Consider the following 19,576-nt stretch of genomic DNA (forward strand, 5'->3'; position numbering starts at 1 on the left):
GCAGGGCGGCCACCGTCTCGTGGCGCCCCTGTAACCGCGAGATTGCCGATCTCCCCCATTTCCGGGCATCCCCCGCTTGCCTTCGGGCGGCCGCTTGCATAGCCAAGCGGAGATGATCCTCTCCCAAACCATGCTGGTGCTGATCGGCCTGCTGCTGGCTGCTTGGGCGGTTGCGGCGGTCTGGGTCATGGTGTCGGCACGCGTCCGGATGAAAAAGGCCGAAAGCGCGATGCGCTCGGGGCGCCGCCTGGCCCGGATGGTTGAAGAATCGCCCACCATTCCGCTGCTCGTCCGGGCTGACGGCCGGATTGAGGCTGCGCCGAAACTGGCCAAGTGGCTCGGGCTCGACCAGGTCCCGCAATACCTTACCGAACTCGGCCAGGCCGATGGCGGGGACGGGGGCATCCCCCAGCTCCAACTGGGCGAACTGATCGCTGCGGTTCGCCGCACCCAGAAAACCGGCGCGCCGTTCCGCATGGTCGTCACGCCGGCGGGCTCGCGTCGTTCGCTGTCCCTGCGCGGCCACCTGGCCGATCCGCAGGTCTCGCCCGGCGGCGCCGCGCTGGTCTGGGTCTTCGACTTTTCGGAGAGCGAGGGCGAACTGGTTCGCCTGCGCGAGGAAGCTTCCGGCGCCCGCGCCGATTTCGTTGCCCTCGTCGGCCTGATCGAGGCCGCGCCGATGCCGATGTGGTTCCGCGACCGGCAGGGGCGCCTGCGCCTCGTCAACCGCGCCTATGTGACGGCAGTGCAGGGCGAAAGCGCCGAAGCCGTGGTGGCCGCGGGGACGGAACTGGTCGAAGTGATCGACGGGCTTTCCGCCGCCCAGATCGCGCTGCAGGCGGCCGAACGCCACACCCCGATCGAGCGGATGGTCGCCGCCACGATCGGCGGTCAGCGCCGCACGCACCGCATCTCCGACCTGCCGCTGGGCGAGGAAGGGGTGGCCGGCTACGCGGTCGACGTCGAGGACATGGAGGAACTTGCCCGCTCGTTCCGCGCTTTCCGCGATGCCCAGCGCTCGATGCTCGACCAGCTGTCGGCCGGGGTCGCCCAGTTCGATGCGGGGCGCCAACTGGTTTTCGCCAACCAGCCGTTCCTGCGCATCTTCGGATTGAAGCCGGCGATCCTGCTCGATCCCCAGCCGTTCGAGCGGTTGCTCGACATGGCCCGCGATGGCGGCCGGGTGCCGGAAGTGCGTGATTTTCCCGCATGGCGCCGCGAACGCGCCGGGTGGTTCCGCCACAGTGCCGCGCAGGAGGAAGCCTGGACCCTGGCCGACGGCACGCATCTGCGCGTCGTCGCACAGCCGATGCCCGATGGCGGGCTGATGCTGATCGCGGAGGACCAGACCGAGCAATTGCGCCTCTCCGCCAGCCGCGACACCCTGCTGCGCACCCGCGCCGCGACGTTCGACAGCCTGTTCGAATCGATCGGCGTCTTTTCGCCCGACGGCAAGATGCAGCTGTGGAACCGCCGCTTCGCACAGGACTGGGGGCTGGACGCCGATTTCCTCGACACCCATCCCAAGGTCGACGTCCTGCTCGAACGGATCGGCGCCCGGCTCAAGCGCCCGGTCCAGTCGAAGCAGGTCGGAGACGTCATCCGCGCCGCCACGCTCGACCGGGTGCAGACCAGCGGCCGGGTCGTCCTCGCCGATGGCCGCACCCTCGAATTTGCCGGGGTTCCCCTGCCGGACGGCAATGGCCTGCTGACCGTGCTCGACATTACCGACAGCCAGAAGGCCGAAGCGGCCCTGCGCGAACGCAATGCCGCGCTGACCGAGGCGGACGCCGTCAAGACCCGCTTCCTCGCCAACATGAGCTACGAATTCCGCACGCCGTTGACCTCGATCGGCGGTTTTGCCGAATTGCTCGAGGCCGGGATCGGCGGAGACCTGACCCCGCAGGGCCACGAATATGTTGCCGCGATCCTCACCTCGGTCCAGCGGCTGGGCGAGCAGATCGAGACCGTGCTCGACCTTTCGCAGAGCGAAGCGGGACTGCTTCCGCTGGCCGAGGAAGAGATCGAGCTGATGCCCTTCGTTACCAAGGTGGTGGAAGAGCGCGTCCACGCGATCCGCGACGGCGGCCTGACCCTCGACCTGCGCGGCGATCGCGGCGCGGGCCGGGTGAAGGGGGACCGTCGCCGCCTCGCCCGTGCGATCGGCCACCTAGTCGACAATGCCATCGCCGCCACCCCGCGCGGCGGCCGCATCCTGGTCGACCTGACGCCCACGAAGCAGGGGCCGCGCGTGGTGATTTCCGACAATGGCGCCGGCATGGACACGGCCACGCTCGCCCGCGCCATGCAGGGCCTCAAGCCCAGCGCTGACGGCGCCGGGTTCGAGCGCCGCCAGGGCCTCGGCCTCCCGCTCGCCCGCCAGCTGATCGAGGCGCATGGCGGCACGCTCGAACTGCTGTCGGAGCCGGGGCAGGGCACGGCCGCGATCGTCAACCTGCCGTGAGGGTGGACCTCCCCGATCTCGCCGCGATGCAGGCTTTTGGCAGTGCCGTTGCAGAGCGGTTGCAAATTGGCGACGTCGTGGCGCTCTCCGGCGGCCTCGGCATGGGCAAGACCACGCTTGCCCGCGCCATCATCGCCGCGCTCGGCCATCAGGGCGAAGTGCCGAGCCCGACCTTCACCATCGTTGAGACCTACGATCCCCCCGCCGTCCGCCTGCCCCTGGTCCACGCCGATTTCTACCGGCTGAAGCATCCGGAAGAGGCGCAGGAACTGGGGCTGGACGACTATCGGAGCGGCGCGGCCCTCATCGCGGAATGGCCGGAAATGGCAGGCGGTTTCGCTCATGAGACGGGCTGCTTGTCGATCCTGTTGGAAAGTGCGGGAGAGGGGCGGATCGCCATTGTAAACGGCGGCCCCGATTGGGTAGGGCGGCTGCCATGACCGATACCGTGCCCGAGGGGATCGATCCCTTCCTCGCCGCCGCCGGCTGGACCGGCGCCGCCATCGAGCCGCTGCCCGGCGATGCCTCGTTCCGCCGCTATTTCCGCATCCGCAAGGGCGAGAAAACCGCCATGCTGATGCACGCCCCGCCGCCGCACGAGGATCCCGCACCCTTCCTGCGCGCCGCCCGCTGGCTCGACGATGTCGGTCAGCGCGCCCCGATCGTGCTTCACGAGGCCGCGCGCGAAGGGCTGGTCCTGCTGGAAGACTTCGGCGAAGTCCGGATGCGCGACTATCTCGATGCCTGGCCCGACGACGAGCTGCCGGTCTATGCCGCCGCGGTCGATGCGCTCAAGGCCCTGCACCAGGTTCCTCCGGGGCCGTTTACCGCCTATTCGCTGGCCGAATACCAGCGCGAGGCCAAGCTGTTCATCGACTGGTATTGCCCGGCCCAGAACCTTTATGTCGACGGCAAGGGCTGGACTGAGGCGTGGGATGCGGCGCTGATGCCGCTGCTCGGCCGCCAGCGCCCGGGCGTGACCGTGCTGCGCGACTATCATGCCGAGAACATCATGCTGCTCGGCGCGCTGCACAAGCAGGGTCTGCTCGATTTCCAGGACGCGCTGGTCGGCCATCCGGCCTACGATCTCGTCTCCCTGCTGCAGGACGCGCGCCGTGATGTCTCGACCGATCTCGAGGCGGAGATGGTCGGCCATTACCTGCGCGGCCACCCCGATCCCGAGACTTTCGTGGCTGACTATGCTCGCCTCGGCGCCCAGCGGAATGCCAAGATCGTCGGCATTTTCGTCCGCCTGTGGAAGCGCGACGGCAAGCCGCGCTACCTCTCACTGATCCCGCGCGTCTGGGCCCTGCTCGAGCGCGACCTGACTCATCCCGCGCTCGCGCCGGTGGCGGAATGGTTCGCCGCGAACATCCCGGATCACCTGCGCGCCGATGGCGGGGGCACCTACGACGTATGAGCAAGCCGCTTGCCTCCGACACCGCGATGGTCATGGCTGCCGGGCTCGGCAAGCGGATGCGCCCGCTGACCGCGGCCCGGCCCAAGCCGCTGGTCAAGGTCGCCGGCAAGCCGCTGATCGACTGGAGCCTCGATCTGCTCGCCGATGCGGGGGTGAAGAAGGCCGTCGTCAACGTCCACTACCTCGCCGATGCGCTGGAAGTGCACCTTGAACACTATCCCCGGCTCGAAATCGCGGTGTCCGACGAGCGTCCCGAATTGCTCGAGACCGGCGGCGGGCTGGTCCGCGCCCATGCCCAGGGCCTGCTGCCCGATCCGTTCTTCTGCGTGAACAGCGATAATATCTGGCTGGATGGCCCGCGCAGCGCCTTTGACGAGCTGAGCCAGGCCTGGAACCCTGACCGGATGGACGCGCTGCTGCTGATGGTCCGCCATCCCGCCGCGCACAACTATGTCGGCAAGGGCGATTTCCATCTCGATGGGCTGGGCCAGGTCAGCCGTCGCCGCTCCGGCCGGGTTGCTCCGTTCATCTACACCGGCATCCAGCTCTGCTCGCACCGCCTGCTGCGTGATGCGCCGGAAGGCCCGTTTTCGACCAACGTGCTGTGGAGCCGCGCGATGGAAGAAGGACGGCTCTACGGCTGGGTCCATACCGGTGAGTGGTTCGAGGTCGGCAATCCCCAGGCCATCGCACCGACCGAGGCGATTCTGCTCGGGCGCCACTAAGCGTGACTGAACGGCGCGCCGGGCCGACGCTCTATTCGATCGCGGCACACCGCGGTTTCGCCGATGCGCTCGCCGCCGGCCTGATCCCGCGTTACGCCTCGGGCGAACTCGGCCTGGCCCGCCTGACCCTGCTGCTGCCCAGCCAGCGCGCCGTGCGCACGGTGACCGAGGCCTTCGTGCGCCTGTCCGGCCAAGGGGAGGGGAAGGGGGGGATGCTCCTTCCGCGCATGGTCGCGGTCGGTGACCTCGACCTCGACGAAACACTCGGCCCCCTGCTCGATCCGCTCGGTGCCGGGGCCGATATCGCACCAGCCGCGGACCCTACCCGGCGTTGGTTGCGGATCGCCGACCTTCTGCGTGAGGAACTGGCCGACAGCGCCCCGCGCGGCCCGGCCCTGCTCCGCCAGGCTTTCGAGATCGGGCGGACGATGGATCGCCTGCTGGTCGAGGGGATTGGCCCGCAGGAACTGCTGCAGGACCGGGTTCTGGCAGTGGTCGGCGAACAAGCCGAGCACTGGAAGGCCTCGATCCGCACTTTTGCGCGGGTTCAGGCCCGCTGGCTTGCCGAACTCGAGGCGCGCGGCGAGCTTGACGCCCCCTCGCGGCGCAATGCCCTGTTCGCCCATGCCGCGCGGCGCTGGCGGGACGAACCGCCGCCGTTCCCGGTCGTGGCTGCCGGCGTCACCAGTGCCTCGCCCGCGCTCGCTGCCCTGCTGCGCACCGTGGCGGACCTGCCCGATGGAGCCGTGATCCTGCCCGACCTCGATCTCACCCTCGATGAGGCGGTCTGGGATGATCTCGGCACGGCGGGATCGCCGAAAACGCCGGACGATCCCCCGATCGGCCGCGACGATGCCGTCGTCCACCCGCAATATCACCTCAAGCTGCTGCTGCACCGCATGGGCGTGGGGCGCGGCGAGGTCGAGCCGTGGCACCGTTCGGGCCTGGCAGCGGCGCCGCCTGAGCGGCGCCGGGCCATCTCCAACCTGTTCCTCCCGCCCGCGGCCAGCGCCCGGTGGGTCCGCCTCAAGGCCGAGGAACGGCGCCTTTCCGCGGTGCGGCTGATGGAAACGGCCCATCCCGGGGAGGAAGCCCAGGCCATCGCCATCCTGATCCGCGAAGCGCTGGAAGAGCCCGAGCGCCGCGTTGCTCTCGTCACGCCAGACCGGGCGTTGGCCGGGCGGGTGATCGCCCATCTCCAGCGCTGGGGGATCTCGGCAGACGATACGGCGGGCCAGCCCCTGCCGCAGACCGCTGCGGGGCGCCTGTTCCTGCTGCTGGCCGAAGTGGCGGCAAGCGGGGCCTGCCCGGTGCCGCTGGTCGCCCTGCTCGGCCATCCGCTGGCCGGCTGCGGGGAAGGGCGCGCAGACTGGCTCGATCGGCTGCGCGAACTGGACGAACGCTTGCGCGGACCGCGCCCGGAGCCGGGCCTTGGCCATGTCGCCCGCACGGTCGAGGGCGCCGGAAATCCGCGGCTTGCTGCCTGGTGGGAGGCGGTCTCGGCCATTCTCGCGCCGCTGCTGGGCGGCGGCGAGCAGGCGCTTTCTGACCTCGTCGACCTGTTGGTCGCGGCGGCCGAAGCCCTGTCCGGTGGTGCGGTCTGGGCCGGGGCCGATGGCCGCGCGCTCTCGGCCTTCGTGGACGATCTGCGCGAGGCCGCTGCCGACGTCGGCACCCGCCTCGCGCCGGACGATCTTGCCGCCGCCCTGCGCGACGCAATGGACCGCGTTGCCGTGCGCCCGCCGTGGGGCGGCCATCCGCGCGTGGGCATCTACGGCTTGATCGAGGCGCGGATGAGCCGGGCCGATCTCGTCATCTGCGGCGGCCTCGTCGAAGGCACCTGGCCCGGCGCCTCGGCGCCTGACGCGCTGCTCGCTCCGGCCGTGCTGCGCGCACTTGGCGTGCCCGGCGCCGATTTCCGGATCGGCCTTGCCGCGCATGACCTTGCCGCCGCGCTCGGCGCGCCGGAAGTGGTGCTGAGCCATGCCCGCCGCGATGCCGCCGGCCCGGCCATCCCCTCGCGCTTCGTGCTGCGGGTGCGCGCCATGCTGGGCGAGAAGTTGCTGGCGGATCACCTGGAGACCCGCGCGGTCGAGCTTGCCCGCGCGATCGACGATCCGCTGCCCGCGCCACCCCATCCGCGCCCCGAGCCCATGCCGAGCGCGGCGCAGCGTGACGTGCCGATCGCGGTCACCGGGCTCGACCGGCTGCGCGGCGACCCCTACCAGTTCTACGCCAGCGAGATTCTGCGCCTGCGCGCCTGGGACGCGCTCGATGCCGAGCCGACGGCGGCGTGGAAGGGCACGGCGGTCCACAAGATCCTCGAGGAATGGCACAAGCAGCGCGGCGAACTCCTGCCCATCGCAGAAGGTGAACTGGCGAAGATGAGTGCGCACCCGCTGGTGCGCGGGCTATGGTGGCCGCGGCTGGTTGCCGGGCTGGAATGGATCGCGCTGGAGATCGAGCGCCTCAAGGCCGAGGGGCGCGAGGTGGCCGCGAGCGAGGCCAAGGGACACATCACGTACAAGGGCGTGAAGATCACCGGCCGGGCCGACCGGATCGACCGCAGCGCCGACGGCACGCTAGCCATTGTCGATTACAAGACCGGCAGCCCGCCTTCGGCCCGCCGGGTCGGCGAAGGCTTCGCGCTCCAGCTCGGCCTGATCGGCCTGATGGCGCGGGAAGGGGCCTTTTCCGGCATTTCCGGCGAGCCGGAGCGGTTCGAATACTGGTCGCTCAGGAAGTCCGGGAAGAGCCCGACCGGGTTTGGCGAATGCAGCGAGCCGATCCTGGAGGGCCAGAAGAAAAGCGGCATCCCGCGCGAGGATTTCCTGCCCGAGACCGAGCGCTACCTGTCGGAGGCCATCGCCCGCTGGATCAAGGGCAACGATCCGTTCACCGCCCGCCTCAATCCCGATCTGCCCAGCTATGACGACTATGACCAGTTGATGCGGCTCGACGAGTGGCAGGCGCGCGCCGCCGACCTGGAGGAGCCGGAATGAGCCCCGAGGAACTGGCATGAGCCCCGAGGAACTGGCATGAGCAAGGTCTATCCCTTGCAGGACAACCAGCGCCTCGCGGTCGATCCGCGCGACACGGTCTGGCTCTCGGCCTCGGCCGGAACGGGCAAGACCCAGGTGCTCTCGGCCCGCGTCCTGCGCCTGCTGCTGAGCGAGGGGGTCTCTCCCGCCCAGATCCTCTGCCTCACCTTCACCAAGGCGGGCGCGGCGGAAATGGCCAACCGCGTCAACGAGGTGCTGGCCAACTGGGTGAGGATGCCCGACGTGGCGCTGGGGATCGAGCTTCAGGCGATCGGGGCCTCGGCCAACGATGCCACGCGGGCCCGCGCCCGCACGCTCTTCGCCGCCGTGCTCGATTGCCCGGGCGGGGGGCTTAGGATCAACACGATCCACGCCTTCGCCCAGTGGCTGCTGGCGGGTTTCCCGGAGGAGGCGGGCCTCTCGCCCGGCACCCGCGCGATGGAGGACCGCGACCGGGCGCTGCTCTCGCGCGAGGTGCTCTCGCGCCTCCTGCTTGATGCCGAGGATCAGGGCGATCACGAGATGCTGGACGCGCTCGCCGCCCTGTCGCTGCGCATGGGGCCGGACGAGGTTGAGCGGTTCCTGCTGCGCTGCGCGACGGCGCGCGAGGCGTGGTTCGGGCCCGGTTCGTGGGTTCCGCCGCTGCGCCCCAGGGTCGAGCGCCTGCTCGGCTTGCCCGAGGGCAGGGATCTTGCCGAACTGTGCGACGATGCCGCGTTCGACACCCGCTCGCTGCGCCGCTGCATGGAGATCAACGCGGCGTGGCCTGCTCAGACCGGGCAGAACGCGGCCAATGCGATCGGGCACTGGTTGGCGAAGGACGAGGGCGCGCGGGCTGATGCGATCGACGCGCTGGCCGAGGTGTTCTTCACCAAGGGCGGCGAGCTGCGCGCATCGAAATCGCAGCAGAAGATCGATCCGGCCTATGCCGACTTCGTTGGCCGCGTCGCCGCCTGCATCAACGCGGTGTGCGAGCGCAAGGCCATGCTCGCGCTCGCCGGCTGGCTGACTCCAGCGCTCACCCTCGGCCGCCGGTTCGCGCTCGCCTGGGACGAGGCCAAGACCCGCGAGGGGCTGATCGACTTCGACGACCAGATCCGCCAGGCTGCCGACCTTCTCACCCGCTCGGACCTTGCCGACTGGATCCGCTACAAGCTTGACCGCCGCTTCGATCACATCCTGATCGACGAGGCGCAGGATACCAATGCCGCGCAGTGGCAGATCATCGAGGCGCTGACGGGTGATTTCTTCGCCGGGGCGGGCCAGCACGGTGCCGAGGCCCTGCGCACCCTGTTCGTGGTGGGCGATTACAAGCAGGCGATCTTCCGCTTCCAGGGCACCAGCCCGGAAAACTTCGAGCGCGCCCGCCGCAGCGTGAAGGAGCAGATGCTCGGCGCCGCCGCCAATGCTGAGCAGTTGCGCGGCGCCTCGGGGCTGCGCGAATTGCAGGAACTGGGTCTCGGCCGGTCTTACCGCACGGCGCGGCCGATCCTCGAATTCGTTGACGCCGCGATTTCCGGGATCGGGCCGGAGCGCTTCGGCCTGTCCGCTTCGCCCGAACCACATCTGGGGGAGGACCGGCCGGGTCTCGTCACCCTGTGGCGGCCGGTCGGCCTGTCGGGCGACGATACGGGCGAGGAACCGGACGAGGGCGAGGAAGGTTGGCTCTCGCGGCCCGACCGGCAACTGGCGGACCGGATCGCCCGGCAGGTCGCCGCCTGGCTGCGGGATGGCTATGCCCTGGTCAAAGGCCAGCCGCGCCGCGCCGCGGCGGGTGACGTCATGGTGCTGGTGCGCAAGCGCAAGGAACTGGCCGGTCTGATCGTGGCCCGGCTTCATGCGCGCGGTGTGCCCGTGGCGGGGGTCGACCGGCTGCGGCTTGGCGCTCCGCTCGCGGTCAAGGACCTCATCGCCGCGCTACGCTTCGCCGCCCAGCCGCGTGACAGCCTGACCCTTGCTGCCCTGCTGGTCTCGCCGCTCGTCGGCTGGAGCCAGGAAGACCTGCTCGAACACGGCTACCGCGAACCGGGCGTACCCCTGTGGGACCACCTGCGCCGCTCGCGCGGGCCCTTGGTCGCCGCCACGGTCGGGCAATTGCTGGAGCTTCTCGCCCGCGCTGATTTCGCCCCGCCGCAGGCGCTGCTGCAATGGCTGCTGGTCGGTCCGTGGCAGGGGCGTCGCCGCCTCGTCGCCCGGCTGGGCACCGAGGCGAACGATCCGATCGACGAACTGGTCAACGCCGCCCACGCCTATGCGGCTACAGATACGCCGAGCCTCGTCGGCTTCCTCAACTGGTTCGATGCCGGGGACGGCGAACTGAAGCGCGAGGCCGAGGGCGGCGGCGGGCTGGTGCGGGTGATGACGGTCCACGGTTCGAAGGGCCTGCAGGCCCCGATCGTGATCCTCGCCGATGCGGCCGACAATCCCGATCGCGGGCTTGGCGCGGAACTGGCCCTGTCGGAACCCGGTCCCGCTGGTCTGCGGCACGTTCCGTCGATCCCGCTGCCGGGTTTGCGCAAGGACGAGAAGCTGGGCCGGATCGCCGCCGCCGAGGCGCTGGTCGGCAAGGAGGAGCGCGAGGAGCACTGGCGTCTGCTCTACGTCGCCATGACCCGGGCGGAAGAGGCGCTGTTCGTTACCGGCTCGCTCGGTCCGCGCGAAACCCGGCCCGCCGAGGATTCCTGGTATGCCCGGCTTGCCGAGGTGTTCGGAGATGCCGCGTGGCAGGCCGATCCGCTGTGGGGCGAACGGATCGAGCACGGCAACGCGCCGGCGCCCCCGCCGGCCCGCGCGGCGGAAGCGCTGGCCCTGCCGCTGCCCGCCGCCCTGCCGGCATGGCTCAGCCGCCCGCTTGCCGCCGAACCGCGCCCGCCGCGCCCGCTCGCGCCCTCCGCGCTGGGCGAGGACAGTGCCGCCGATCCGCCGCGCCCGGCAGGCCGCGCGGCCGATGTCGCCGCAGCTGCCCGGCGCGGTACCTTGATCCACCGCCTGCTCGAACGTCTGCCCGATCTTGCGGCCGAGAGCAGGCATGAGGCCGCCGCCCGCTGGCTTGCCCGCAATGCCGCCGATCTTGCGCAAGATGTCCGCGCCGAGATGGCCGGGGCTGCGCTGCGCGTGCTCGCGGTCGAAGGCTGGGGCGATCTGTTCGGGCCCGGCGCCCTTGCCGAAGTCCCGATTGCCGCCACGGTCGGCGAGCAGGTCGTCGCCGGCACGATCGACCGCCTGATCGTGACGGCCGGGCGCATCCGGCTGGTCGATTTCAAGACCGCGCGCCGTCCGCCGGCTTCAGCGGAGCAGGTTCCCGTGGCGATCCTGCGCCAGATGGGGGCCTATGCCGCCGCGCTCGAACAGGTCTGGCCGGGCCGGATAATCGAGGCGGCCCTGCTCTATACCGAGGCGCCTGCATTGATCGTCCTGCCGGACGAACTGGTGGCGCGGCACAAGCCCGGGTTTGCGGGGGCGCAATAATCCTGTACCCGCTGGGCGTTGCATGCGGGCCCCGGCGGCCTAGATAACAGTCCGAAACAAGTGTCAGGAGTAGTGATTCCATGCCCACCGTGAAGGTTACCGACGCCAGCTTCGACAGCGATGTGCTGGCTTCCGACAAGCCCGTGCTGGTCGATTTCTGGGCGGAATGGTGCGGCCCGTGCAAGATGATCGGCCCGGCCCTCGAGGAAATCGCCGACGAGTTGGCTGAAGATGTGACCATCGCCAAGGTCGACATCATGGCCAACACCGACACTGCGACCAAGTTCGGCGTCCAGTCGATCCCGCTGCTGGTGCTGTTCAAGAATGGTGAGCCGGTTGCCCAGAAGCTCGGCGCTGCCCCCAAGGGTGCGCTGAAGGCCTGGATCCAGGGCGCTCTCTAAGCGTTAAATCGCCTGCATTCGCGCGGCGAGGTCGTCCCACAGGGCCGGGCTCGCCGCGCCGATCAGGCCGGGCTCCAGATGCCGGTCAACCCGGTATTCCGAGCCGTCCGGCCGGGCAGCCCGCCCGCCGGCCTCGTTGAGGAACAGCACGCCCGCCGCATGGTCCCACGCGAGGGTGCGCTCGAACACCGAGACGTCGTTCACCCCCAGCGCAAGGCGCGGATACTGTTCGGCCGCGCAGCGCGGAATGTCGACCAGCGCATAGTGCGGGGCAATGTGCGCCATGAGCGCCGCGCGCCGTGCCGCATCGGCGAAGATCACCGAAATTGCGGCAACCGGCGGTTCCTGCCCCGTGCTACGGGCGCCGATCCGCTCTCCGTTGACGAAGGCGCCGCCGCCGCGATGCGCCGTGCAGAGGCGCTGTTGCAAGGGATCGTAGATCCAGCCGGACAGGATTTCGCCCCGGTCGGCCAGCGCCAGCAGGATGCCGAAGGGCGGCTTGCCCACGGCGAAATTGTTGGTCCCGTCGAGCGGGTCGATGATCCAGCACAGCCTGTCGGCGAGCCGGTCCATCAGGGACGGGTCGGCATGGCAGCCTTCTTCGCCGACGATCGCCGCCTCGGGCAGGATGCGGGCCAGCCCCTCGGCCAGCCGCGCTTCGCTTTCGAGATCGGCCACGGTCACGACGTCGTCGGCCGCCTTGCTGATGATCTCGTCGGCCGTGAGCTGGCGATAGTGCGTCAGCAGGCATTGCTCGGCCGTCTCGCGCATCAGGGCGGAAACGGCGTTGTCGAGGGCTTGGTTCGGCATGACGCCGTCAGCTGCGATAGTCGGCGTTGATCGAGATGTAACCGTGCGTGAGGTCGCAGGTCCACACGGTCGCGCGACCCTGGCCCAGCCCCAGATCCACGGAAATTCTCACTTCGCGGCCCTTGAGGTGCGCGGCCACCGGGGCCTCGTCGTAGTCGGCCAGTGGCTGGCCGTCCTTGGCCGCCCAGACCCCGCCGAAGCCGATCGAGAGCCTGTCGCGGTCGGCGGGTTCGCCGGCCTTGCCGACCGCCATGACCACGCGGCCCCAGTTGGCGTCTTCCCCGGCGATGGCGGTTTTTACGAGCGGAGAGTTGGCGATGGCGAGGCCGACCTTGCGGGCCGAGGCGTCGCTGACGGCGCCGGTTACGGCCACTTCGATGAACTTCTGCGCGCCTTCGCCGTCCTTGACCACGAGGTGTGCAAGCTCCCTGCAAACGGACTGCAACGCCGCTGCAAAGGCATCGGCCCCGGCGCTCTCGAACGAGACCAGTGGAGCGTTGCCGGCAGCGCCGGTGGCGAAGGCCAGCACCGTGTCCGAGGTCGATGTGTCGCTGTCGACCGTGATGCAGTTGAAGGTCGCGTCGGCCGAGGCGGACAGGCATTGCTGGAGAAAGGCGGGGTCGACTGCCGCGTCGGTGAAGACGTAGCCGAGCATGGTTGCCATGTCGGGCGCGATCATGCCCGAACCCTTGATGATCGCACTGAAGTGGACCTTCACGTCGCCGATCATCGCGCTCGCCGTCGCGCCCTTGGGGAAGGTGTCGGTCGTGCCGATGGTGCGCGCTGCGTCTTCCCAGCCGCAGGGGTGGGCGGTGAGCGCGGCCTCGACCCCGGCGCGGGCCTTGTCCTTGGGCAGGGGGACGCCGATCACGCCGGTGGAGGAGACGAAGACTTCCTCACGCCCGCAGCCGAGATGGTCGGCCACCTGCTCCATGATCTGCTCCACCGCCTCGCGTCCGCGATAGCCGGTGAAGGCGTTGGAATTGCCGGCGTTGACCACCAGGGCCCGGGCCTTGCCCTGCTTCACGTTCTGGCGGCCAAGCTCGACTTCGGACGAGCAGCAAACGTTGCGGGTGAACACGCCGGCAACGGCCGTGCCTTCGATCAATTCGACATAGGTCAGGTCACAGCGGCCCCAGTCCTTGTACCCGGCGCGGACGATGCGCGGGGTAACCCCGGCGATGGCGGGCAGGGCGGGGAAGGGCGAGGCGAGCGGGGAGACGGCTTCGGACATGGCCGAGGGACTAGCGCGCGCGGCCGTGAAATCAAGCGTTGAGCGCCAGCCCTGGTGAATGCCCGTCGTGGTCGCCCATCGGCTTTGGCTGTTTGCCTCGTTCCAGCAAGCGCGCGGCGCAATGGGCCAGAACCAGGGAGATTGTCACGCTTGCCGCGGCGACAAGCGGCGCGAAGGTTTCCGGCACCCGGTCGCTGACCGCCTTGCCGCAGAGGAGCAAGGGATAATGGAAGACATAGAGCGGATAGGACAGTCTGCCCATGGCCATCAGCAGGGCGGCAGGCTCGCCGCGCGAAGGTGCCGCGGCAAGCCACATGACCAAGGGGAAGGCCAGCAGGGTGAGGATCACGTCCCCCAGCCCACGTGAAAGCGGCAGAAGCGGCGAGAAGGCCACGATAGCCACCGGCAACAATAGCGAAACTTGCCATCCAAGGCCCGAATTGGCACCGCGCCGCACGGAGCGCCGGGCGAGCAGCATGCCGATCGGATAGGCGAACATCACTCGAAGCAGGCCTAGCCACCAGCCGTAAACATCCGGCCCGGCGCCGTTCGAGCCGATCATCGCAACGCTCACCGTGAGCGCCGCGCCGGCCAGGAGCGCCAGAAGCAGCAGGAGCCGGTCCGAAAGGCGCCACAGGATCAGCACATGGACTGCATTGGCGATCAGTTCGAACAGCAGCGACCATTCCGGTGGATCGACCACGAAAAGCTGCCCTTCGCCGGACAGGCGCGGCAGAATCAACAGGCCAAGCGCCACATCGCGAACGGAAAACAAGGTTCCGCGCGCCGCGAAGTGACAGACGACGCCCAGCGCCACCCCCATCGCCATCAGGGGCCAAAGACGCATGATGCGCGCCTTCATGAACCGGGCGAAGGAAAGGCCCGCGGCAAACCGGCGGTCGAACGCCATGGCCAGAACGAAGCCGCTCAGCATGAAAAACAGATCGACGAGCAGGTAGCCTCGCTCAACCAGACCCCACCGACCGAAAGTCGTGGTGACATGGTACAGCACCACGCCGACCGCCGCCAAGGCGCGCAGTCCGTCCAGCACCGGCATGCGGGCGTCGGTCGTCGTTGGCGCAGTAAGGGCTCTCGTCACTCCCGCTTTATCGCCGCAAAACGTGAACAGCCGGTTAGGCGCGGTCGGCGCCGGGCCTGATCGGCTTTGCGCCATGCTCGTGCGCGGTGATGTGACTTCAGGAGTGGACGAACCGCCTCGGCGCCCCTATCTGGTGTGACCGACCATGACCCGTCTGCTGCTCGCCTTTCTTGCCTTGCTCGGCATCGTTGCCCAGGCCGCTCCGGCCGAGGCGCGTCCCTGCGGCGAGACGGCGCAGGTCCGGCTGATCGCCTCCGGGGCGGCAGTCGCGGGGGTCATTGCCGTGCGCAGCATTGCCGCGCCGCCGCATCTTGCGCCGGTCCGCGGCGAACACTTCGCTTCCAGCGAAGTCCCGGTCGCCCTGCTGGCCATTGCGCCTGCGCCGACCGTCCTGATCAAGGTCGATCGCGCCCGCGAATAGCGCGGCCCCCGGCATCCTTGTTTTTTCGCGCGAAACCGGCCCGCTGGCCCGCGCGTATTCACCCTATCGTCACGTCATGCCGCGCCTTCGGCGCGCGGCGCTCATCACAGGATATTCCCATGCTCGGCGCACTCGCCAAGGCCATGTTCGGCTCTTCCAACGAACGCTACGTCAAGAAGCTCGACAAGACCGTCGCCCGGATCAACGCTTATGAGCCGCAGCTCGAAGCCTTTTCGGACGACGAGCTGAAGGCCCAGACGGTCAAGTTCCGCGAACAGCTTGCCGCCGGCGCCAGCCTTGACGACATTCTGCCCGAAGCCTTCGCCACGGTGCGCGAGGCATCGAAGCGCGTGTTCGGTATGCGCCACTTCGACGTCCAGATGATCGGCGGCATCGTGCTCCATCGCGGCGAGATCGCGGAAATGCGCACCGGCGAGGGCAAGACCCTGGTGGCGACCACGGCGACTTACCTCAACGCGCTTGAGGGCAAGGGCGTCCACGTCGTTACCGTGAACGACTACCTCGCCAAGCGCGACGCGGAATGGATGGGGCAGCTGCATCGCTTCCTCGGCCTGACCGTGGGCGTGATCGTGCCCAACCTCAACGAGTACGAGCGGCGCGAGGCCTATAACGCCGACATCACCTATGCCACCAACAACGAGCTGGGCTTCGACTACCTGCGCGACAACATGAAGCACGAGCGCAGCCAGATGACGCAGCGCCCGTTCAACTTCGCGATCGTCGACGAGGTGGACTCGATCCTGATCGACGAGGCGCGCACCCCGCTGATCATCTCCGGCCCGACCGACGACAAGTCGGACCTCTACATTTCGGTCGACGCGGTCATCAAGAATCTGCCCGAAGAGCTTTATGAAGCCGACGAGAAGACCAAGAACATCACCCTGACCGAAGACGGCGTGGAATGGGCCGAGCGCCAGCTCGAGGCCGCCGGGCTGCTTGAAGGGTCGAACCTCTACGACGTCGAGAACACCCAGGTCGTCCATCACCTCGACCAGGCGCTCAAGGCGAACGTCATGTTCAAGCGCGACATCGACTATGTCGTGAAGGACGACAAGGTAGTGATCATCGACGAGTTCACCGGCCGCATGATGGACGGCCGCCGCTGGTCGAACGGCCTGCACCAGGCGGTCGAGGCCAAGGAGGGCGTGAAGATCGAGCCCGAGAACCAGACCATGGCCTCGATCACCTTCCAGAACTATTTCCGCATGTACCCCAAGCTTTCGGGCATGACCGGCACGGCCGCCACCGAAGCCCCGGAATTCTACGACATCTACAAGATGAACGTGGTCACCATCCCGACCAACGTGCCGGTGCAGCGCATCGACGACGAGGACGAGTTCTACAAGAACACGCACGACAAGTTCGGCGCTATCGCCAAGCTGATCCGAGAGCGGCAGGAGATCGGCCAGCCGGTGCTGGTCGGCACGGTTTCGATCGAGAAGTCGGAGCTGCTGAGCGAGTTCCTCAACCGCGAGAACGTCAAGCACGCCGTGCTCAACGCGCGCTTCCACGAGCAGGAAGCGCACATCGTCGCCCAGGCCGGCAGCCCCGGCGCAGTGACCGTCGCCACCAACATGGCGGGCCGCGGCACCGACATTCAGCTGGGCGGCAACGTCGAGTTCCGGATCGAGGACGAGCTCAGGGACATGCCCGAGGGGGCGGAGCGCGATGCGGCCATCGCCAAGATCAAGGCTGAAGTGGCCGAGGCCAAGGCCGCCGTTCTTGCCTCGGGCGGCCTGTGCGTGATCGGCACCGAGCGCCATGAGAGCCGCCGCATCGACAACCAGCTGCGCGGCCGCTCTGGCCGCCAGGGCGATCCGGGCATGAGCAAGTTCTACCTCTGCCTCGAGGATGACCTGTTGCGCATCTTCGGGCCGGACACGCTGTTCAGCCGGATGATGAATTCCAACCTGGCCGACGGCGAGGCGATCGGCTCCAAGTGGCTGTCGAAGGCGATCGAGACCGCGCAGAAGAAGGTCGAGGCGCGCAACTACGACATCCGCAAGCAGGTCGTCGAATACGACGACGTGATGAACGACCAGCGCAAGGTGATCTACGAGCAGCGCTCGGACATCATGGATGCCGAGACGGTGGACGACGTGGTGGTCGACATGCGCCGCGACACGGTCAACACGATCGTCGGCGATGCCTGCCCGCCGGGCTCTTATCCGGAGCAGTGGGACGTCGAGGCGCTGGTCAACCGCGCTTACGAGGTGCTCGGCCTTGAAGTGCCGCTGGCCGAGTGGATGGAAGAGGACGGCGTCGATCCGGAAGTGATCGAGGAGCGCATCTCCGCGCTCGCCGATGCCCGGATGGCCGAGCGCATGGCCGACCAGCAGGAAGTGTGGCGCACGGTCGAGAAGTCGATCCTGCTCGAGCGGCTGGACCATTACTGGAAGGAGCACCTCGCCACGCTCGACGCGCTGCGGCAGGTGGTGTTCCTGCGCGCCTATGCCCAGAAGACCCCGATCAACGAGTACAAGCAGGAGGCCTTCGGCCTGTTCGAGAAGATGCTGGAAACGATCCGCGAGGACGTGACGCGCATCCTGAGCACGGCCGAGTTCCGCTTCCAGCAGCAGCCCGAAGAAATGAGCCTGCCCGAGCTGCCCTCGTTCCTGACCGGCCATATCGATCCGCTGACCGGCGAGCTTGATGCCTCGATGGGGAGCCAGGTGCCCGGAGCCGAGGCCATGCTCAGCGCTCTCGGGACGGCCGCGCCGCTGGCGGCCCATGCGGTGGAGGGCGGCGATCCCTATGCCGACCTCGGCCTGTCGCGCAATGCGCTGTGCCCCTGCGGTTCGGGCAACAAGTACAAGCACTGCCACGGCGCCGTGGCCTGACGGAAAAGGGGCGCGGGGAAACTCCGCGCCCCTTTTCGGGTGAATTCACCGAGGCGGCGGCACCGGGTCGCGCGCTTGCGGCTATTCCATCATCATCAGAAGGGCCCAAGCGATGGCCGTGCCGATGATGAACAGGGTCCACGAACCGTAGATTTCAGTGCCCTGGACATTGAAATGCTGGATATGCAGCAGGCCGCCGGAACCGCCGCGCGTGCCGATGAAGGTCGAGATGATCCACGACAGGAAGGCGCCGGGGATCAGGGCTTTCACGAGGGCGATCATCGTTTGCTCTGCATTGGAGTTTGGCGCGGCGCGGCAGGGCCGGCCCCGCCGAATGGGGTCAGGGCGCCATTATCAGAAATCGAACCCTACTCCAACGTGAACGAGGCTTGGCGCATCGGCGCGGCCGCCGCCCAGCGCGCCCAGTTCGACTTCCGTGCCGCGCCGCGAACCGGCCTTGAGCGCGAGGTCGGGCAGCGGCGTTTCGTAGGTGGCATCGTCAAGCAGGGGGAAGCGATCGGCGGCGGCCTTGACCCGGAGCGGCGCCGGCTGCGCGAGGGCTGTGCGCTCGCGCGCGAACTCGGCCGGGGACAGCTCGATCCGCACCGGCGCATGGGCATGCGCGACCTCGGCGGCGAGAAGGTGCGGGGCGAGCATTCCGAGCAGCAGGCCGATCGACATCGCGAAAACCTTTGCGGTTGGTAAGGACTGCATCGCCGATTCCGGTGAAGTCCACATCAACAACCACGGAAAACCGACGTGGTTTCCGAAAAGGTAGGCACGTTGTTCAGTGGCGCTTCTGGCGCATGGCCTGGCGCGGGCTCAGCCGGGTGTGCCAGCGCATCTCCCGGTCGCGCAGGATCCGCCTGCGCCAGGTGATGATGGCGGCCGCGATGGACCCGAGAAGGACGGCGATGAGGCCGTAGGCGATGAGCAGGCGAGGTTCGATCATGCCGCGTCCAGCGCCTGCGGCCCGGCCGTTTCCGCCAGCGCGCGGAGCAGGGCGGCGAGGACGGCCATGGATAGCCAGCGGGCGTTGCGGGAATGGGTGCCGTGGCCCGGATTGAGCTGGACCTGCGCAATCACGCTGCCGTCGGCCAGCCGCCCGCCGGTAAACACGGCGCGGGGAGGGAGCAGGGCGAGCGCCGCGGATTCGAACGCGCCGGCACGGGCGAGGTCTTCGGCCCGGTCGAGCATTTCGGCGGCGGTCCGCGGGTATAGCCGGAGATAGAGGTTGCCGAGCAGGTGGGTGGCCGCCGTCAGGCAGCCTGACTGCTGGCCGAACCCGGCCTCCTCGCAATTGCGGGCCAGTTCACGCAGGTTTCCGCGTTGCGGCGAAACCGTGGCGGGGGCGGTCGGTCGGATGTTTCTGATTTGCGACACGATTTTCTTTTCCTGCTGGGCGCCGATTGTTTCGACGTTCCCGCCTCGAGACATGCCCGGAAGATGCGGCAAAGGGAAACGTCCGGACGACGGGATGTGTAATTAAGGCGTTGAAATGACGAGTGTTTCTAACCTTTTATAGTTGCGCGTAATTCAGCTTAATCCGGTGCTAACCACTGTCTCGGCCGGTGTTCCGGGGTTTGGATATGGCTTGCCGGCAGTTGAGCCTGGCGCAAGTCGGCCGAATCG

16 protein-coding genes are annotated in these 19,576 nt (G+C 68.4%); 9 read left to right on the forward strand and 7 right to left on the reverse strand.

Annotation, left to right across the window (positions count from 1 at the left end):
- Positions 1 to 112 precede the first annotated feature (112 nt).
- From H7F51_RS01265 to trxA, 7 genes are all read left to right on the forward strand, one after another.
- Positions 113 to 2,464 carry a sensor histidine kinase gene (locus H7F51_RS01265; RefSeq protein ID WP_185662384.1) on the forward strand — a complete coding sequence of 784 codons (2,352 nt, stop codon included), beginning with the start codon at positions 113 to 115 and terminating at the stop codon, positions 2,462 to 2,464.
- On the forward strand, positions 2,461 to 2,904 hold the full coding sequence (tsaE, locus tag H7F51_RS01270; RefSeq protein WP_185662385.1) for a tRNA (adenosine(37)-N6)-threonylcarbamoyltransferase complex ATPase subunit type 1 TsaE: 444 nt from the start codon (positions 2,461 to 2,463) through the stop codon (positions 2,902 to 2,904). The genes H7F51_RS01265 and tsaE overlap by 4 nt, the downstream gene beginning before the upstream one ends.
- Positions 2,901 to 3,884: an aminoglycoside phosphotransferase family protein gene (locus H7F51_RS01275; RefSeq protein ID WP_185662386.1), complete on the forward strand. Its 984-nt coding sequence runs from the start codon at positions 2,901 to 2,903 to the stop codon at positions 3,882 to 3,884. Before tsaE ends, H7F51_RS01275 begins: the two co-directional genes overlap by 4 nt.
- Positions 3,881 to 4,609, forward strand: a complete 729-nt coding sequence (locus tag H7F51_RS01280) for a nucleotidyltransferase family protein (protein ID WP_185662387.1) — start codon at positions 3,881 to 3,883, stop codon at positions 4,607 to 4,609. The genes H7F51_RS01275 and H7F51_RS01280 overlap by 4 nt, the downstream gene beginning before the upstream one ends.
- A gap of 2 nt (positions 4,610 to 4,611) precedes the next feature.
- Positions 4,612 to 7,611, forward strand: a complete 3,000-nt coding sequence (addB, locus tag H7F51_RS01285) for a double-strand break repair protein AddB (protein ID WP_185662388.1) — start codon at positions 4,612 to 4,614, stop codon at positions 7,609 to 7,611.
- Positions 7,612 to 7,647: 36 nt separating this feature from the next.
- A complete protein-coding gene (gene addA, locus H7F51_RS01290) occupies positions 7,648 to 11,118 on the forward strand; it encodes a double-strand break repair helicase AddA (RefSeq protein ID WP_185662389.1) in 3,471 nt (1,156 codons plus the stop codon).
- 80 nt (positions 11,119 to 11,198) lie between these two features.
- On the forward strand, positions 11,199 to 11,519 hold the full coding sequence (gene trxA, locus H7F51_RS01295; protein WP_185662390.1) for a thioredoxin: 321 nt from the start codon (positions 11,199 to 11,201) through the stop codon (positions 11,517 to 11,519).
- Positions 11,520 to 11,522: 3 nt separating this feature from the next.
- Here trxA and H7F51_RS01300 read toward each other — a convergent pair whose 3' ends face one another.
- Genes H7F51_RS01300 through H7F51_RS01310 form a run of 3 tightly spaced genes read right to left on the reverse strand, consistent with a single transcriptional unit; the run spans position 11,523 to position 14,620 of the window.
- Positions 11,523 to 12,329 (reverse strand): inositol monophosphatase family protein, encoded by an 807-nt coding sequence (locus tag H7F51_RS01300; RefSeq protein ID WP_185662391.1) that lies wholly within the window; start codon positions 12,327 to 12,329, stop codon positions 11,523 to 11,525.
- 7 nt (positions 12,330 to 12,336) lie between these two features.
- On the reverse strand, positions 12,337 to 13,563 hold the full coding sequence (gene argJ, locus H7F51_RS01305) for a bifunctional glutamate N-acetyltransferase/amino-acid acetyltransferase ArgJ (protein WP_185662392.1): 1,227 nt from the start codon (positions 13,561 to 13,563) through the stop codon (positions 12,337 to 12,339).
- 31 nt (positions 13,564 to 13,594) lie between these two features.
- Positions 13,595 to 14,620, reverse strand: coding sequence for an acyltransferase family protein (locus tag H7F51_RS01310; RefSeq protein ID WP_185662393.1), 1,026 nt, complete (start codon positions 14,618 to 14,620; stop codon positions 13,595 to 13,597).
- A 187-nt stretch (positions 14,621 to 14,807) separates the two neighbouring features.
- Between H7F51_RS01310 and H7F51_RS01315 the strand changes: the two genes are divergently transcribed.
- Complete coding sequence (locus H7F51_RS01315) at positions 14,808 to 15,083, forward strand: hypothetical protein (RefSeq protein WP_185662394.1); 276 nt, start codon at positions 14,808 to 14,810, stop codon at positions 15,081 to 15,083.
- A gap of 119 nt (positions 15,084 to 15,202) precedes the next feature.
- Entirely contained in the window at positions 15,203 to 17,944 is a 2,742-nt protein-coding gene (secA, locus tag H7F51_RS01320) for a preprotein translocase subunit SecA (RefSeq protein ID WP_185662395.1), read from the forward strand.
- An 81-nt stretch (positions 17,945 to 18,025) separates the two neighbouring features.
- Here secA and H7F51_RS01325 read toward each other — a convergent pair whose 3' ends face one another.
- The 4 genes from H7F51_RS01325 to H7F51_RS01340 form a co-directional block, all read right to left on the reverse strand.
- Positions 18,026 to 18,226 carry a hypothetical protein gene (locus tag H7F51_RS01325; RefSeq protein WP_185662396.1) on the reverse strand — a complete coding sequence of 67 codons (201 nt, stop codon included), beginning with the start codon at positions 18,224 to 18,226 and terminating at the stop codon, positions 18,026 to 18,028.
- A gap of 72 nt (positions 18,227 to 18,298) precedes the next feature.
- A complete protein-coding gene (locus H7F51_RS01330; protein ID WP_185662397.1) occupies positions 18,299 to 18,625 on the reverse strand; it encodes a hypothetical protein in 327 nt (108 codons plus the stop codon).
- Positions 18,626 to 18,731: 106 nt separating this feature from the next.
- Positions 18,732 to 18,896, reverse strand: a complete 165-nt coding sequence (locus H7F51_RS01335) for a hypothetical protein (protein WP_185662398.1) — start codon at positions 18,894 to 18,896, stop codon at positions 18,732 to 18,734.
- Positions 18,893 to 19,327: a hypothetical protein gene (locus tag H7F51_RS01340; RefSeq protein WP_185662399.1), complete on the reverse strand. Its 435-nt coding sequence runs from the start codon at positions 19,325 to 19,327 to the stop codon at positions 18,893 to 18,895. The genes H7F51_RS01335 and H7F51_RS01340 overlap by 4 nt, the downstream gene beginning before the upstream one ends.
- Positions 19,328 to 19,576: the final 249 nt, after the last annotated feature.

It is taken from the genome of Novosphingobium flavum, from assembly GCF_014230315.1.
Taxonomy (GTDB): domain Bacteria; phylum Pseudomonadota; class Alphaproteobacteria; order Sphingomonadales; family Sphingomonadaceae; genus Novosphingobium; species Novosphingobium flavum.